Annotated in this window: 12 protein-coding genes and 2 pseudogenes; 12 read left to right on the plus strand and 2 right to left on the minus strand. The window is 40.9% G+C overall.

Annotation, left to right across the window (positions count from 1 at the left end; translation table 11 throughout):
- The first annotated feature begins 192 nt into the window (after positions 1-192).
- The 3 genes and pseudogenes from Q0Y52_RS19355 to speA all read left to right on the plus strand — a co-directional run bounded on the left by Q0Y52_RS19355 (position 193) and on the right by speA (position 2,570).
- Positions 193-366, plus strand: coding sequence for a hypothetical protein (locus Q0Y52_RS19355; protein ID WP_366939226.1), 174 nt, complete (start codon positions 193-195; stop codon positions 364-366).
- Positions 347-625 carry a magnesium transporter gene (locus tag Q0Y52_RS02140; protein ID WP_297818096.1) on the plus strand — a complete coding sequence of 93 codons (279 nt, stop codon included), beginning with the start codon at positions 347-349 and terminating at the stop codon, positions 623-625. The genes Q0Y52_RS19355 and Q0Y52_RS02140 overlap by 20 nt, the downstream gene beginning before the upstream one ends.
- A gap of 25 nt (positions 626-650) precedes the next feature.
- Positions 651-2,570, plus strand: a pseudogene (gene speA, locus Q0Y52_RS02145) (biosynthetic arginine decarboxylase).
- 29 nt (positions 2,571-2,599) lie between these two features.
- Here the strand turns inward: speA and Q0Y52_RS02150 are convergent.
- Entirely contained in the window at positions 2,600-3,772 is a 1,173-nt protein-coding gene (locus tag Q0Y52_RS02150) for a serine hydrolase (protein WP_297817384.1), read from the minus strand.
- A gap of 277 nt (positions 3,773-4,049) precedes the next feature.
- On the opposite strand from Q0Y52_RS02150, the gene Q0Y52_RS02155 reads away from it, so the two are divergent.
- Together Q0Y52_RS02155 and Q0Y52_RS02160 are read left to right on the plus strand one after the other, a co-directional pair.
- A complete protein-coding gene (locus Q0Y52_RS02155) occupies positions 4,050-5,402 on the plus strand; it encodes an AlkA N-terminal domain-containing protein (RefSeq protein ID WP_297817387.1) in 1,353 nt (450 codons plus the stop codon).
- Positions 5,360-5,869, plus strand: a complete 510-nt coding sequence (locus tag Q0Y52_RS02160; protein ID WP_297817390.1) for a methylated-DNA--[protein]-cysteine S-methyltransferase — start codon at positions 5,360-5,362, stop codon at positions 5,867-5,869. The genes Q0Y52_RS02155 and Q0Y52_RS02160 overlap by 43 nt, the downstream gene beginning before the upstream one ends.
- Before the next feature lie 181 nt (positions 5,870-6,050).
- Here Q0Y52_RS02160 and Q0Y52_RS02165 read toward each other — a convergent pair whose 3' ends face one another.
- Positions 6,051-6,161, minus strand: a complete 111-nt coding sequence (locus Q0Y52_RS02165) for a diguanylate cyclase (RefSeq protein ID WP_366939227.1) — start codon at positions 6,159-6,161, stop codon at positions 6,051-6,053.
- 198 nt (positions 6,162-6,359) lie between these two features.
- Here Q0Y52_RS02165 and glmU point away from each other — a divergent pair, with 198 nt between their 5' ends.
- The 7 genes and pseudogenes from glmU (at position 6,360) to mnmH (ending at position 15,351) form a co-directional block, all read left to right on the plus strand.
- Positions 6,360-7,718 (plus strand): bifunctional UDP-N-acetylglucosamine diphosphorylase/glucosamine-1-phosphate N-acetyltransferase GlmU, encoded by a 1,359-nt coding sequence (gene glmU, locus Q0Y52_RS02170; RefSeq protein ID WP_297817393.1) that lies wholly within the window; start codon positions 6,360-6,362, stop codon positions 7,716-7,718.
- Positions 7,719-7,921: 203 nt separating this feature from the next.
- The gene (locus tag Q0Y52_RS02175) at positions 7,922-8,701 is read left to right on the plus strand and encodes a DeoR/GlpR family DNA-binding transcription regulator (protein ID WP_297817396.1); all 780 of its coding nucleotides are present in this window, start codon (positions 7,922-7,924) and stop codon (positions 8,699-8,701) included.
- A gap of 1 nt (position 8,702) precedes the next feature.
- Complete coding sequence (gene glmS, locus Q0Y52_RS02180; protein ID WP_297817398.1) at positions 8,703-10,535, plus strand: glutamine--fructose-6-phosphate transaminase (isomerizing); 1,833 nt, start codon at positions 8,703-8,705, stop codon at positions 10,533-10,535.
- A 271-nt stretch (positions 10,536-10,806) separates the two neighbouring features.
- Positions 10,807-11,046, plus strand: a pseudogene (locus Q0Y52_RS02185) (N-6 DNA methylase); the annotation flags it as partial.
- A 172-nt stretch (positions 11,047-11,218) separates the two neighbouring features.
- A complete protein-coding gene (locus tag Q0Y52_RS02190; protein ID WP_297817401.1) occupies positions 11,219-13,048 on the plus strand; it encodes a DUF885 family protein in 1,830 nt (609 codons plus the stop codon).
- Positions 13,049-13,676: 628 nt separating this feature from the next.
- Positions 13,677-13,853, plus strand: coding sequence for a hypothetical protein (locus Q0Y52_RS02195; protein WP_271864124.1), 177 nt, complete (start codon positions 13,677-13,679; stop codon positions 13,851-13,853).
- A gap of 415 nt (positions 13,854-14,268) precedes the next feature.
- Positions 14,269-15,351 carry a tRNA 2-selenouridine(34) synthase MnmH gene (mnmH, locus tag Q0Y52_RS02200; protein WP_297817405.1) on the plus strand — a complete coding sequence of 361 codons (1,083 nt, stop codon included), beginning with the start codon at positions 14,269-14,271 and terminating at the stop codon, positions 15,349-15,351.
- Positions 15,352-15,422 lie beyond the last annotated feature (71 nt).

Consider the following 15,422-nt stretch of genomic DNA (forward strand, 5'->3'; position numbering starts at 1 on the left):
AGTTGTCACACATGGGACGCGTAAGCGACGAAGACTTATTTGCACCAGTGTTTACAAGTTCAAGACGCAGGGCAATATGGTTGGGGATCAATCTATTAACCAGCTTTTGCCGCTTCTATTGTCATTGGCATATTCGATGAAGTGATTACACAAGTCGTCGCATTAGCTGTACTCATGCCTATTGTGGCAAGCATGGGCGGCATTACTGGGAGTCAAACATTGACCTTAACCATTAGAGGTTTAGCTACAGGGCAATTGGCCACATCTAACTCTACGAGCCCTTGGGAACAAAGAAGTATTAGTTGCTTTTTTCAATGGCCTACTCTGGGCTTTAGTTGTTTCGGCGATTACCTCCCTGTGGTTTGATAACCCATGGCTGTCAGCCATTATTGCAGTGGCTTTAATTATCAATATGCTTATTGCTGCCATTGCAGGCATAGTGATCCCCGTATTACTCAATAAAATGGGAATTGATCCTGCACTTGCTGGCTCCGTAATATTAACAACAGTCACTGATGGTAGTTGGCTTTTTTGTGTTTTTAGGATCAGCATCATTACTTTTGATTTAATAACAATAATCGTGCTGGTCAGCACAATTGTTGTTCATTATAATCCGCCGTTTTAACCCTTTTGATAGACAGTAAAATATTATGCCAAAAATTAAAAAATGGACCGTTGATGACTCGGAAAATATCTACCGGGTAAAACGCTGGGGTGCTGGCTATTTTGAAATTGGTCAAAATGGAAATTTACATGTGACCCCCGATCCATTAAATACCAATATGCGAATTGATTTCAAAGCAGTAGTAGAAGAAATCAAACAAGAAGGTATCCAGTTTCCTGTAGTGGTGAGATTTCACGACATCCTTCGATCGCAAGTGGCATTATTGAACCAAACGTTTCAACAAACGGTTAAAGACGCTGAATATCAGGGTGAATATATGGGGGTATACCCTATAAAAGTAAACCAGATGCGAGAAGTAGTAGAAGAAATAGTCGACGCCGGTGCGCCCTTTAATTATGGTCTAGAAGCAGGGTCAAAGGCTGAACTTTTGACCGTCATGGCGCTCAATACCAATACTGAGTCACTTACCATACTTAATGGATATAAAGACCAAGAGTTCATGCGTTAGCTCTATTAAGTCGCAAGTTAGGTCGAAAAACGATTGTGGTCATTGAGAAGTTTTCAGAACTCATTTTACTGGTAAAAATTGCTAAAGAGCTGGATATCATGCCAATAGTTGGCGTCCGCTCCAAGATGACGGTAAAAGGTCGAGGCAAATGGGAAAGTTCTGGTGGTGATAGAGCTAAATTTGGCCTAACTATCAGCGAGATAATCAATGCAGCCCGATACCTTGAAGAACATGACATGGCCGATTGTCTAAAACTATTGCACTTTCATATTGGCAGCCAACTGACCGACATTCGTGCGGTAAAAGAATCTATCACGGAAGGTGCAATGATTTACTCTGAGCTGCACAGAATGGGCTTTGAATTAGAGTACGTTGACGTTGGGGGAGGCCTAGGAATTGATTATGATGGCAGCCAATCAACCAATGACTCGTCACGAAACTACAGTATGCAAGAGTACGTGTCTGATATTGTATACGGCATGAAACAAGTGTGTGATTTAGAACATGTTCCCCACCCAACCTTAGTGAGCGAAAGTGGCAGAGCCATTACTGCCCACCATAGTTGTGTAGTCACCGAAGTGGTGGGTGAGATAAAGGCACACGGAGTCCGGGATCGCTACACCCCCAGTAGAGGGGGAACATATCTTAGTGAGTGATATGCGAGAATTAGCCGAAATCATTGATAAACAAAATAATTTACAAGAAATATTCAATGACGCCTCGCAGTTTAAAGAGCAAGCATTAAATGCATTTAAGTTACGGGTAATATCACTAGAAGAACTCGCCAAAATAGAAACCCTGTACTGGCAAATTATGGAAAAAGTACAACTTCGTCTCAAAGACGCTGAATTTGTACCTGAAGAAATGCAGGAGATTGACTTTGCGTTGTCATCTCAATATCTGTGTAACTTTTCAGTATTTCAATCCGCTGCCGACACATGGGCGATAGACCAAATACTGCCTGTGGTCCCCCTAACCAGAATGGACGAAAAGCCCACCAGCAATTGCTCATTGGTAGATATCACCTGTGATAGCGATGGAAAATTAGATCAATTCATCAGCGAACAAGGTATTTCAAATGTAGTACCCATGCATCACCTGAAACCGGCCGAAGACTATTATTTAGGACTATTTTTGACCGGTGCCTATCAAGATGTGATGGGTGACATGCACAACTTGTTTGGTCGTTTAAACGAAGTGCATATATTTTGTCATGACGAGGATCCCCAAGGTTTTTACATTGAAGAAATGGTCAAGGGTTCTTCGGTTGAGGATGTATTATCTATCATGCAATACCACCCAAGCTCAATGGCCAAAAGTATTAAGAAAATGATCGATATGCACGTTGCCAAAGGGCAAATGAAACCCAGAGAGGGAGTAAAATGGACTGACTTCTATGAGGATTGTCTGAAGGGTTATACCTACTTAAAAACCTAGCTGAACTGCCAGCATCTAACGCATAACATTTATTGATGTAAAATAGTGTTAGGTGCTGTTTTGATTGAGCCTGCAACCAATCTGGTTTGTTCTAAATGCATAAAACAACGGGCCCAAAAATCAGGGGTAAACTCATTGATTAAGTTGGACTCTGCATTCATTAACATCACATAACCCACCCCATATTCGGGAGAAAAGGCTATATCTGCACGGTAACCCTGTACCCACCCACCGTGATAATTAAGGGTATGCCCTGCAAAATCATAGACGCGCCAGCCTAATCCATAGTGGGCATCCGATAAAAATTTGCGCCATTGACGTCGATACATTTCCTTTTTACTTTTAGTCAGCGGTGTCGTCACTTTTGAAATCAACTCTGCAGATACGACGCCTGGCGCCTCTCCTAAAAGCGCGCGCATCCAAATAACCATATCCCGCATACTTGCATTGACCCCAGCGGCTGGAGAATATTTGTAATAGTCATCTCGTATTTTAGTCGAGCGCCAGCGATTTTTTGAAATGGCGACATGGGGTTTTGCCCACTTGGCAGATGATTCTAAGCCTGCTTTTCCCACACTTGCATGAGGCATGTTTAATGGCTTAATTATGGTGTGGGTTAAAGCCTGACCATAAGAAGAGTGATGTTGCTTAAAATATCCATCCACCACTGCAAACAAGGTGTTTTGATAAGTATAACATTGCCCTGGTTGACACAGAGGCTGCAATTCTGAAAGCATAGTGAGCACTCGGTTAACTGAATAATTGGCTTCAATTAAATTGTCATAAGCATTAGGCATATATCCACTAGACTGCCCAATAACATGCCGTAATAGCAACTCACTACCTCTCCCCTTTTCACTAGAGAATTCTGGCACCAATTGCGCCACAGGCATTTGCCAGTCTAATTGGTTTTGAGCTACGTATTTAGCCATTAACATAGAAGTAAAGGTTTTTGATACCGAGGCCAATCTGAATACAGTATCGACAGCAATAGGGTTGCCTGACTTGCTCTCTTTACCATACACCACCACAGAAGCTGGTTTACCTTTCTCAATATAGGCAAAGGTATACCCAGGTAAGTTCTTTTTTTGTGCCTTTAGTTGAATATCTTGTGCAAATTTTGTTAACCATCTATCAGCAGCAATACTCTGCTGGTTAAATACGCAGAAAAGTAGTACAACCCCTATAAAAGACTTAAACATGAAAAAGTTGAAGTGGTATAGGTTTGGCCAGTATGTCCAGTAAACCTAGCATTATATAAACAAAAAAAGCCATATGGATCCTATTATTAGATTGAGCTTACGAAGTGACATCTAGCCAACCCTGTTGATTGCCCTACTTGTTGCTACTTTATATCAACCATCTTTATGAATGGTTGATGCTGAACATAGCAAAATAACGATTGACTGCCGTTTTTGTCGCACCCACTCGATATAAATCGTTAAAATCATCATATCACAGGTAGTAAAGCACAAAATAATGCAGACTGAATATCAACAAGCTAGGCTAGCAAGAGACCCACGTTTTGATGGCACCTTTTTTATAGCAGTTAAAACCACACATATTTTTTGTCGACCCATTTGTCCTGCTACTGCCGCGCTTGAAAAAAATGTCGAATACTTTCAGTTAGCACAACAGGCCATGTTAGCCGGCTATCGCCCTTGTTTGCGTTGCAGGCCTGATAGTGCCCCCCATTCATACGCATGGCAGGGGGTGAATACCACTGTGCACAGAGCGATGCGTTTACTCAGGCAAAATAAAGAATTAAACATACAGCAGATAGCCACCAAGTTAGGTATAACAGCACGCTATTTTCGACAGCTTTTTCAGCAACATTTAGGCTTAAGTCCAAAACAGTATCAATTATTTGATAAAGTTTTATTTGCTAAGCGTCTACTGCATGAAAGCAACTTACCCATTGCACACATAGCTCATGCCAGTGGCTTTGCAAGTGCTAGGCGTTTACAACATAATTTTAAAAAAGTGACAGGGTTCACGCCCCAGCAGATAAAGCAGAGTAAAAACAAGCCAGGCGAGCTTATTAGTCTTAGGTTAGCTTTTCGGCCACCTTTCAACTGGGAATATATGCAATCTTTCTTAGCGTTGAGGGTGATTCAAGGAGTCGAGAATATGACTGAAAATTGTTATTCTAGAAGCTTTATTACTGGAACAGATAAAGGCTGGTTTAGCGTATCAGCTGTCAAGAATAAGCATTATTTAAAGGTAGTAATAAGTCTACCCAATATCGAAAAACTGACGACTATTTTAACGAATATTGAACGAATGTTTGATCTCAACGCAGATACCAACACAATCCAAACGCAATTATTAAGGTGCGGTGTCCCAAAAGACACTATGGTGACAGGATTAAGAATTCCTGGTGTATGGGATAAATTTGAAGCGGGTTGTCGTGCCATTCTTGGTCAACAAATATCAGTCAAAGCGGCCATTCGCTTATTATCCCAATTAACCCAGGAATTAGGCGCAACAGAAGGTGACAAGGTGTATTTCCCAACACCTGAAGCTATTGCAAATAGCGACCTTAGTTTTCTCAAAATCCCTAATAGCCGCAAGCAAACCTTGCGGCTATTGGCGCATCATAATGTCCATTCATCAGACTCTTCAGATTCATCAGTAGATGATTGGTTATGTATAAAAGGCATAGGACCTTGGACGGTAGCCTATGCAAAAATGCGCGGACAATCTTCCCCGGATATATGGCTTAACACCGACTTGATTGTTAAAAAACAACTGGCAAAATTAACAATCGATGCGGAATTAGCACGTCCATGGCGAAGCTACCTAACATTACAACTTTGGAGTATGGCGTGACTGAAAACAATCATTTTATTGAATATTTGGATACCCAGTTTGGCATATTAGAAGTGTGTGCCAACCAGGATGGCATAGGTTCAATAGGCTTTGTGCAACAAAAATGCAAACCTATAAGTAAGTGTTTACATACACAACAGGCACTTACACAACTAGCCGAATATTTTGCAGGTAACAGAACTCAGTTTAATTTGAACTTAAATGCAAAAGGTACTGATTTTCAGCAACAAGTTTGGAGACAGCTCACTACTATCAAATATGGGCAAACCTGCAGTTATGCCGATATTGCAAAAGGTATACACAATCCAAAAGCAGTGAGGGCTGTAGGCACAGCCAATGGACGTAACCCCTTGGCTATTGTTGTTCCTTGTCACCGTGTTATCGGTAGTAATGGTAAATTAACAGGGTATGCATGGGGGATGTCAATCAAAGCAGATCTATTGGCGTTGGAAAAAGAATTTATCTAATCAAACACCCTGTGTGTTTTAATCAGAATCTATTCACCGCATTCTCTCCATGTTTATCCCATCAGGTTTGGCCAAAAACAAGGTATCGTCTGCCCCGCAGATAACTTCTGAGATAATTCGACCGCTTCGTGAGGAACAGTACCGGACATCAATAAAATAAATTTAACCCCACCCCAGCGATCTAAAATATTTTTTCACGAATAGTATGTTGCAACATTTGCACAACTTGACGCAGCACTATATCGCCCGCTTTCCTGCCGTAAATGTCATTAATGGCATGTTTATCATCAATATCTGAAAAATGTCTACAGAGTAGACGTCAACGTACTTTATTTTTAATCATGATAAAAAGCCTTCAGGTGTGCTTAGATTAGAATAAACGTTAAACCAAATGTTATTACTGACAGAAGATTAGCAAGTCAGTAGAATATGAGATATCAAAGGTGTCGCATCATTGGACAATAGGCATCTCACTTTTAAAGGAAATTGCATGACTTTTTCAGTAATCGTTTTAGCAGCAGGCAAAGGCACGAGAATGCAATCTTCTTTGCCCAAGGTATTGCACCCCATTGCTGGCAAACCCATGGTTCAACATATCATTGATACAGTCAAAAAATTGGGTGCCACCAACATACACTTAGTATATGGCCACGGCCGAGAACAGTTGCAAAATAAACTCAGTCACAATGATTTGTCTTGGTGCCTTCAAGATCAACAATTAGGTACTGGCCATGCAGTGCAACAAGCCGCACCACATATTCAAGATAATGAAGACGTGCTGATATTGGTAGGTGATGCTCCGTTGATTAAAGAGTCAACGCTAAGGCAACTCATAGCAGTAAAAAAACAGGCTGATCTTGCTTTGCTTACGGTCGAGCTAAAGGATCCCACTGGCATGGGTAGAATAGTCAGGCAAGGTCAACAGGTCACCGCCATTGTTGAACACAAAGATGCTTCCCAGCAACAGCGTCAAATAAAAGAAACCAACACTGGCATGATGATTATGGGAGGCAAAGACCTGAAGCGTTGGTTGTCTGCTCTACACAATAATAATGCTCAGGGCGAATTTTATTTAACTGACGTGATTGAAATGGCCGCCAAAGAAGGAAAATCTATTCATGCTGCACAGCCCTCTTGTGCCATTGAAGTAGAAGGGATCAATAATAGAGTGCAACTTGCGTCCATCGAACGAGCTTACCAAGGCGAACAAGCTGAAGCGTTAATGATGCAAGGCGTGTCATTATTAGATCCATCACGCTTCGACTTAAGAGGTGAATTAGAGGTTGGCCAAGATATAACAATAGATGTAAATGTCATCGTCGAAGGTAAAGTCAAAATTGGCTCAAACGTCGCCATAGGTGCCAACTGTATTTTAATAGACAGCATCATCGAAGATAACGCGATTATCCATGCCAATTCAATATTAGAGCAAGCCATAGTAGGCCAGCATTGTAATGTAGGTCCTTATGCTAGGCTTCGCCCAGGTTCAGTATTAAAGGAAAAAGCCCGTGTAGGCAACTTTGTTGAAATGAAAAAAACTGTCTTAGGCAAGGGCTCTAAGGCTAATCATCTTACTTATCTTGGCGATACAGTGGTGGGCGAAGGAGCCAACATAGGCGCCGGTACCATTACTTGTAATTATGATGGTGTAAATAAATTCAAAACCATCATTGGCGACGGGGCTTTTATTGGCTCAAACAGTGCGCTTGTGGCTCCCGCCATTATAGGTGTGAATGCAACAGTGGGAGCTGGCTCTGTTGTGACTAAAGAAGTCGCTGCAAATGAATTAGCTATTGCCAGAGCGAAGCAAAGAAATGTGAGCAATTGGCAACGACCAAGCAAAAAGTAAAGATACAAAAAACGATATGACTCATACAGCTGAGATGAAAAACAAGGTTACGCTCACCAACTTATATATTGTGCTGTGTATATGCTGCTTTAACACCTAAATAATCACTGAAGTCTTTATTTTTACTTTTTTAGACAAACACAACTTGCGTTACGTAAGATTAAAGTTAGAATAAGTTTCAAATCGAAACTTATTCTAACTACATGCAAAAACGTAATACCCAACAAAGAAGACGTGCAATCGTCGAACAGCTCAATCTTACTGGCGAAGTAGCAGTGGATGAATTAGCTAGGTTGTTCTCCACTTCAGAAGTGACCATACGTAAAGATTTTGTCGAACTCGAAAGCAGTGGGCTGCTGCTAAGAAAGTTTGGTGGGGCTATTTTACTGCCAACCAGCTCTTCTGAACTATCAGATGAAAAGCGTTCCCCACACAAAAAAGCTATCGCTGGTGCCGCGGCTTCTTTAATTAGAGATCACAATCGCATTATTATTGACAGTGGCAGCACTACAGCAGCATTGTTACCTGAATTAAAACATAAGACAGGCCTGTTAGTGATGACTAACTCACTACAAGTAGTCAGTTATTTGTTAGAGCGAGAAAACGAACCCAAAGTGTTAATGACCGGGGGTACATGGGACGCTCAATCCCATTCTTTCCAAGGTAAAATGGCCGAGCTGGTACTGAATGAATATAACTTCGATCAAGCCTTTATTGGTGCGGCAGGCTTAGACCCGCTAAAAGGCACCACTACGTTTAATGAATTAACTCAATTAAGCCAAACAATGGCCAAGGTATCCAATCAAGTGATTGTGATGGCCGAGTCTGAAAAATTACAAAGAAAAATACCGAATGTAGAGTTGCCCTGGAGTGCAATTTCGGTTTTAGTAACTGACAATAAAATATCAGCAAATGTAAAACAACAAATTGAACAGCATGGCGTAGACGTTATCTGTGCCAAGACAACAGAGATTGGAGCTTAATATGTGTGGGATTGTAGGGGCTATTGCCGAACGTAATGTAGTTGAAATATTATTAGAAGGCTTACGCCGCTTAGAATACCGAGGATACGACTCGGCCGGCGTTGCCCTATTGGATAACCAAGGTAATCTCACCCGTACCAGACGAATAGGAAAAGTAAAAGAACTGGCACAAGCATTAAAAGAGCAACCAGTTAAAGGTGGAACGGGGATAGCCCATACCCGTTGGGCGACCCATGGAGGAGTGACCGAAGCCAACGCCCACCCACACTTTTCATCTGAACGTATTGCAGTCGTACACAACGGTATCATCGAAAACCACCAAACATTACGCCAAGATCTCACCCAAGCCGGCTATGGTTTTAGCTCAGACACAGACACCGAAACGATTGCCCATCAGGTTCACTTAGAACTTGACCAGTGTGGCGACTTACTTAAAGCAGTACAAAACGCTGTGACTAAGTTTCATGGTGCCTACGGTACGGTAATCATGGATAAACAGGATCTGCAGCGCATCATTGTGGCACGCTCTGGCAGTCCATTAGTGATTGGCTTAGGCATAGGCGAAAACTTTATCGCCTCAGATCAAATGGCATTATTACCTGTTACCAGACGTTTTATGTTTTTAGAAGAAGGCGATGTGGCCGAAATTACCCGTACCAGCATTCATGTTTACGACCAAACTGGCACACCAGTAGAGCGAGACATTATTGAGTCAGATGTCGAACACGATGCGGGAGATAAAGGCGGTTATCGCCACTATATGCTAAAAGAAATTCACGAACAGCCAAGTGTTATTCGTAACACATTGCAAGGCCGATTAAGTGATAACGGTATCAGCCCAAATATATTTGGCCAAGGTGCTGATAAAATATTAGCCGGTATTCAACATGTGCAAATTATTGCATGTGGCACCAGTTACCATTCAGGCATGACAGCACGATACTGGTTAGAACAATATGCCAATGTGTCCTGTAATGTCGAAATTGCCTCAGAGTTTCGCTACCGAAAATCTTTTGTGCATCCCAATAGTTTAATCGTCACTATTTCACAATCTGGTGAAACAGCGGACACACTTGCTGCACTTAGGCTTGCCAAACAACAGGGTTACTCAGCAAGTTTAACTATCTGTAACGTACCCGGTTCATCCTTGGTTAGAGAATCAGACTTAGCCTTTATGACCCTTGCTGGAGCAGAAATTGGTGTTGCCTCCACTAAGGCATTTACGACTCAGCTGACTGGTTTTTTAATGTTGACCTTAGCGATTGGCCAACACAACAACATGAGTCAAACAGACCATGACGATATTGTGAAAGCATTACATAGCCTACCCGCTAAATTAGAAGAAACCCTGACTTTAACCGATGGGATAAAAGAACTGGCTAAAGAATTTGCCGATAAACATCACAGCTTGTTTTTAGGCCGGGGCGATCAATACCCCATCGCGATGGAAGGGGCACTTAAACTCAAAGAGATTTCTTACATTCATGCTGAAGCCTATGCCTCAGGTGAACTTAAACATGGGCCGTTAGCGTTAATTGACGATGAAATGCCCGTCATAGTCGTCGCACCTAATAATGAACTACTCGAAAAGCTCAAATCAAACGTTGAAGAAGTCCGTGCACGTGGCGGCATTATGTATGTTTTTGCTGACAAAAACGCTCACTTTAAAAGTGACGATACGATGCGCGTGATTAACGTCCCACATTGCGAAGCGGCTGTAGCACCTATTGTTTATACACTTCCACTTCAACTGTTGTCTTATTACGTCGCAGTCATTAAGGGCACAGATGTAGACCAACCCAGAAACTTAGCAAAAAGTGTGACGGTGGAATAACTAACCAGTTAGGTTAGTGTGTTCGTTGTTAGTGTACGAATTAAATAAAGTACGAAACTATTTTAAAACCGAAACTAAAAAATAAAGAACAAAACTAGAAGCGACTATTCTTATGAGTAGTCGCTTTTTTATTAGAGCAGATTTATATTTAGGGGAAAATTCTCATCTATATTTCTCATCTATATATTGTTACGAATAATGTTTGATATTAGCAATCGAACCTTATGACTACATTTACCTTGCTTAAGATCAGGTCGAACGGCATAAATGAGTGATCAGCGCCATTTATGCCGATGCCCAAACCCGATTACTTGGGCCTAGGCATTTAGAGCTAACAATTAAACGTTTCGATGAAATTGAAGATTGCTTTAGTGATAACAAAGACGGTTTAGGGGATTTATACGAAGGCTTATTGGAAAAAAATGCCAGTGAAACAAAATTTGATGCGGGTCAATATTTCACTCCAATAGCATTAATCAATTCCATGGTGCGTTGCATTAACCCTAGTTCAACTCACTACAGAGTCAAATTGTCCTGGCTATCCATGTGAGTTGTTGGTTTGTAGGGTAAAAGCGTAAAGGGACATTACATAAGTCACAAAATCTGACAGTTGCAATACCAATTTACGAAGTGTGATAATAGTCTCTGATTTTGGATATAAAAATAACAACAAGGGACCAACCATGAAAGTCTTTTTTAAATGGCTAGGCATTACCATCCTAGCGTTAATGGTAGTTGCAGGCGCTTCAGCAACTTACGAATGGAATGCAGAAAAACCATTTTCATTCAATAATTTCCTAAACAGGACTTTAATTAAAGAGGCATTAGATAGCCCTGAACTCCTGACTTCAATTGGTATTCTTGAAAATTTAGGCATAACAGGTCATAACGCACATTTGAATGATGCGAGTGAAGCTACCTCATTGGCCCTTTTAAAGCGCTTAAAAAAAGTGCGTGAGACCATGTTGCAATATAAAGATGAAGACTTAAGTGAAGACGAGTTGACATCCAAAGAAATCGCCATGTATTTACTCAATCTCTTAGATGATATGGAAAAGTATCAATATCATGATTACCCGTTTAATCAAATGTTCGGAGCCCAAAGTAATTTTCCTAGCTTTATGGATGCGCAACATGCTATTTCCAATGTTGAAAGTGTTGAGCACTACATATCTCGACTAAGCGAGTCTAAACGTTTTTACACACAAACCCTTGAGGGTATGCGCATTCGTGCAGAAAAAAACATATTCCCACCCACCTTTGTTGTGGAGCGTGTGATTGATGAAATGACGGATTTCATCGGCATACCAGCCACAGAAAACGTGCTGTACACGTCGTTAGAGAAAAAAATAGATGAGAGTGAATCCATCACCAGCCAACAAAAAGCTGAATTATTGGCCGCAGTAGCAGCCGAAATTGAACAAACGGTTTACCCCACTTACCAAATGCTAATTGAATATTTTACTGAGCTAAAAAGTAAAACTAATTCAGATGATGGCTTGTGGAGCATGCCTCAAGGTGAAGACGTTTATAATCTTAGATTACGTTTTATGACCACGACTGATTTCAGTGCTGACAAAATTCATAATATTGGTTTAGAAGAAGTGGCGCGAATTCAAAGTGAAATATTATCTATATTGGCCAGTGAGGGGTTTGACGTTACCCAAGGTTTTACTGCTGCTATTAATGAACTCGCATCTCAAAAACGCTTTTATTACCCTGATACTGACGAAGGACGTGAGCAAATACTCGCTGATTATCAAACCATTTTAGATGAAATTGACAGAGGCTTAGGAGACAGTTTTTCTATACGGCCAGAAGCAGGAATGGAAGTGAAACGTATTCCATTATTTAAAGAGAAAACCGCACCAGGTGCTTACTATTATCCTCCTTCAATAGACGGTTCACGTCCGGGGATTTTTTACGCTAACTTATATGATGTCAAAGCCACACCAAAATATAGCATGCGAACATTGGCATATCATGAAGGCATACCAGGCCACCATTTCCAAATTGCTATTGGAATGGAGTTAGTTGGCTTGCCAATTTTCAGAACATTGCCACTATTTACTGCTTATTCCGAAGGGTGGGCTTTGTATACTGAATACTTAGCATGGGAGTTAGGCTTTCAAGATGACCCTTTCGATAACATAGGAAGACTTCAGGCAGAGCTATTTAGAGCAGTACGTTTGGTTGTAGACACAGGGATCCATGAGAAACGCTGGACGCGGGAGGAAGCTATCACTTATATGCTTAATAATACAGGCATGGCTGAATCGGATGTCACTTCAGAAATTGAACGCTACATAGTGTTACCGGGCCAAGCCACCGCATATAAAGTAGGCATGATGAAGATTTTAGAACTGCGGGAAAAAGCTAAAGCCGCTATAGGCGATAAGTTTGTACTAGGTGAATTTCATGATGTTGTTCTAAAAAATGGTGCAGTACCGTTAGATATTTTAGACCAATTAGTTGGAAAATGGATTGCTGAGAAATTAGCCAATAACGATTAGGCCACTCAATAAGAAACGGCAGCGTCATTTTAGGTATTGCCGTTTCTAATGTATTTTGAATTAAAAAATAGCTTCACCCTAAAGAAGGAATTATAAAAATAACTCAAAGATGGCAATATTTACTGATATAACAGGTATGTTATTTGGGATGTATCCGTATTTATTGGTAACTTAATGCTTTTGTTGTGGGCGGCATTATTAACTTTATCAGCAACTAAATCGCAGCCACAAAGTTCACTATCAACGACTAAATCAAAAGCGCCAAACATCTACCCTTATTAAACAACTCTAACCTCAGAGTCTGTTGACAAAAACTTACAATTTGAGACAAGTATCAGATCAAATAAAAATTAGTCTCACGCACAATCATTGATCAGGATCACACAATTAAAACTTACAATACTGCATACTACAGCCGCTGGAATTTAACGCCACGCGTGTACAACTTTTTGGACATCACAGTAGTCAGCATACATAGCGTTTTTTTGCTCTAACGGGTTCACTGAAAAGCACTGTTAAAATACTAAAGAGAAGCTTTGAAACGCTTCTAAACAGTATTTCAGGACCAGCTATTTTTAACCTGCTTCTAGTTATAATTATTAACATAAACAATAATAAGGATGTTTATATGAGCCGTATTGGTAACAAGGTTTTACAAATTTCACTAATAGACGCCATCAAAAGACAACGGGACATCAATGACGAGCTGCAAAAGTTGCCAAAACAAGGGCAATTACATAAATTAGTTGCGGAGCAAACAAGACTAATGAAAGAGACATTAAGCCTATTTGACCGAATGATCTAATTAGAACCGCTGCAATCTATAGGTAGAATAAAATGTTAATCTCCATGCCCATACAACATTACTTATTAGGGGTCGATAAAAGCGGGTCTTTGATATAGAGAATTGATAGTGCGTTTATTATACCGTTTAAAAACAACACCACTACGAGACAATAGACAATACAGGCCATAGCCTATGTATCTGTCACCTCGGGTTTTATTGGGTATTCCTACAAGTGACGGCTAGGCTTGTCCGCTAAGCGCATGTCAATCAAACTTGCTGCAAGGTCGGGTTGTCAATAATCAGAATGAACACCTTATTTTATCGATATATCTGCAAAATATTTGTGACCGTCAATTAATAACAGTTGAATCTTATTTGAGTTCTCCCCCCTTAGGGCGCCATAATACGTATTCACATTATCCGAGTCCTTATTTTGCAACCTATCACCGATTTCAAACAGCTATTTTTATCCGATACACCGATGATAGACGTGCGTGCGCCCATCGAATTTATGAAAGGGGCATTTCCCTGCAGCATCAATGCACCTTTAATGAATGATGATGAGCGCGAAGCAGTAGGTACCTGCTATAAAGAACAGAGTTCAGATGCAGCGGTTGCACTCGGCCATCAATTAATTTTTGGGGATGTAAAAGCGCAACGTTTACAACAATGGCAAAATTTAGCCAACGAACACCCCAACGGCATTTTTTACTGCTTTAGAGGGGGTTTACGATCTCGCATTGCTCAGCAATGGCTCAATGATACAGGCATAGACCGACCCTATGTGGAAGGTGGCTATAAAGCGATGCGTACTTATCTGCTTGAGCAATTGCAACAAAGAGCCGCCACAGGCAATTTTCTTGTATTATCAGGTAAAACAGGCAGCGGTAAAACAGAAGTCATCAGCGAATGGCCTCACTCCATTGACTTAGAAGGCTTAGCCAACCACAGAGGCAGCGCTTTTGGTAAAACCTTTGTTGCACAACCGACACAAATTAATTTCGAAAATGCATGGTCAGTGGCATGGTTAAAACGCATCCATGTTAACGATTCACCGGTACTGATTGAAGATGAATCACGTTTGATTGGTCGGGTTGTTGTATTTCCAGAGTATTTAGCGGCGACGAAGCTCGCCAATAACATTTTGCTCGAAGCTCATTATGAAGAGCGTATTGCTCGCATCCGACGAGATTATTTTATGCATGCGTTCGAGCATTATCAAAAAAATGACCCCGTCACCTCTTATGATGATCTGGACACTTTTATTCGTGATGCAGTTTTGCGCATTAAAAAACGCTTAGGTGGGGATCGATTTACGTTGATTAATGCAACACTTGATTCAGCAATTAACTCACTGAAAAGCCAAAGTCAGTGGTCTGGATTTGACGATATTATCCACATACTACTCAGTGAATATTACGACCCGATATATGAATATCAGTATCAACAAAAAAACGAAAAAACTATTTTCAAAGGCTCCCATGACGAAATCATTCAATGGCTAGCCTCAACATGATGTTATGTAAGCATTTGATCATTCCCATGAACACACCTTGGTTAGGTTATAAAGCGGTAGCCTTTGCGTTT

The sequence above is a fragment of the uncultured Paraglaciecola sp. genome (genome assembly GCF_943787955.1).
Taxonomy (GTDB): Bacteria; Pseudomonadota; Gammaproteobacteria; order Enterobacterales; family Alteromonadaceae; genus Paraglaciecola.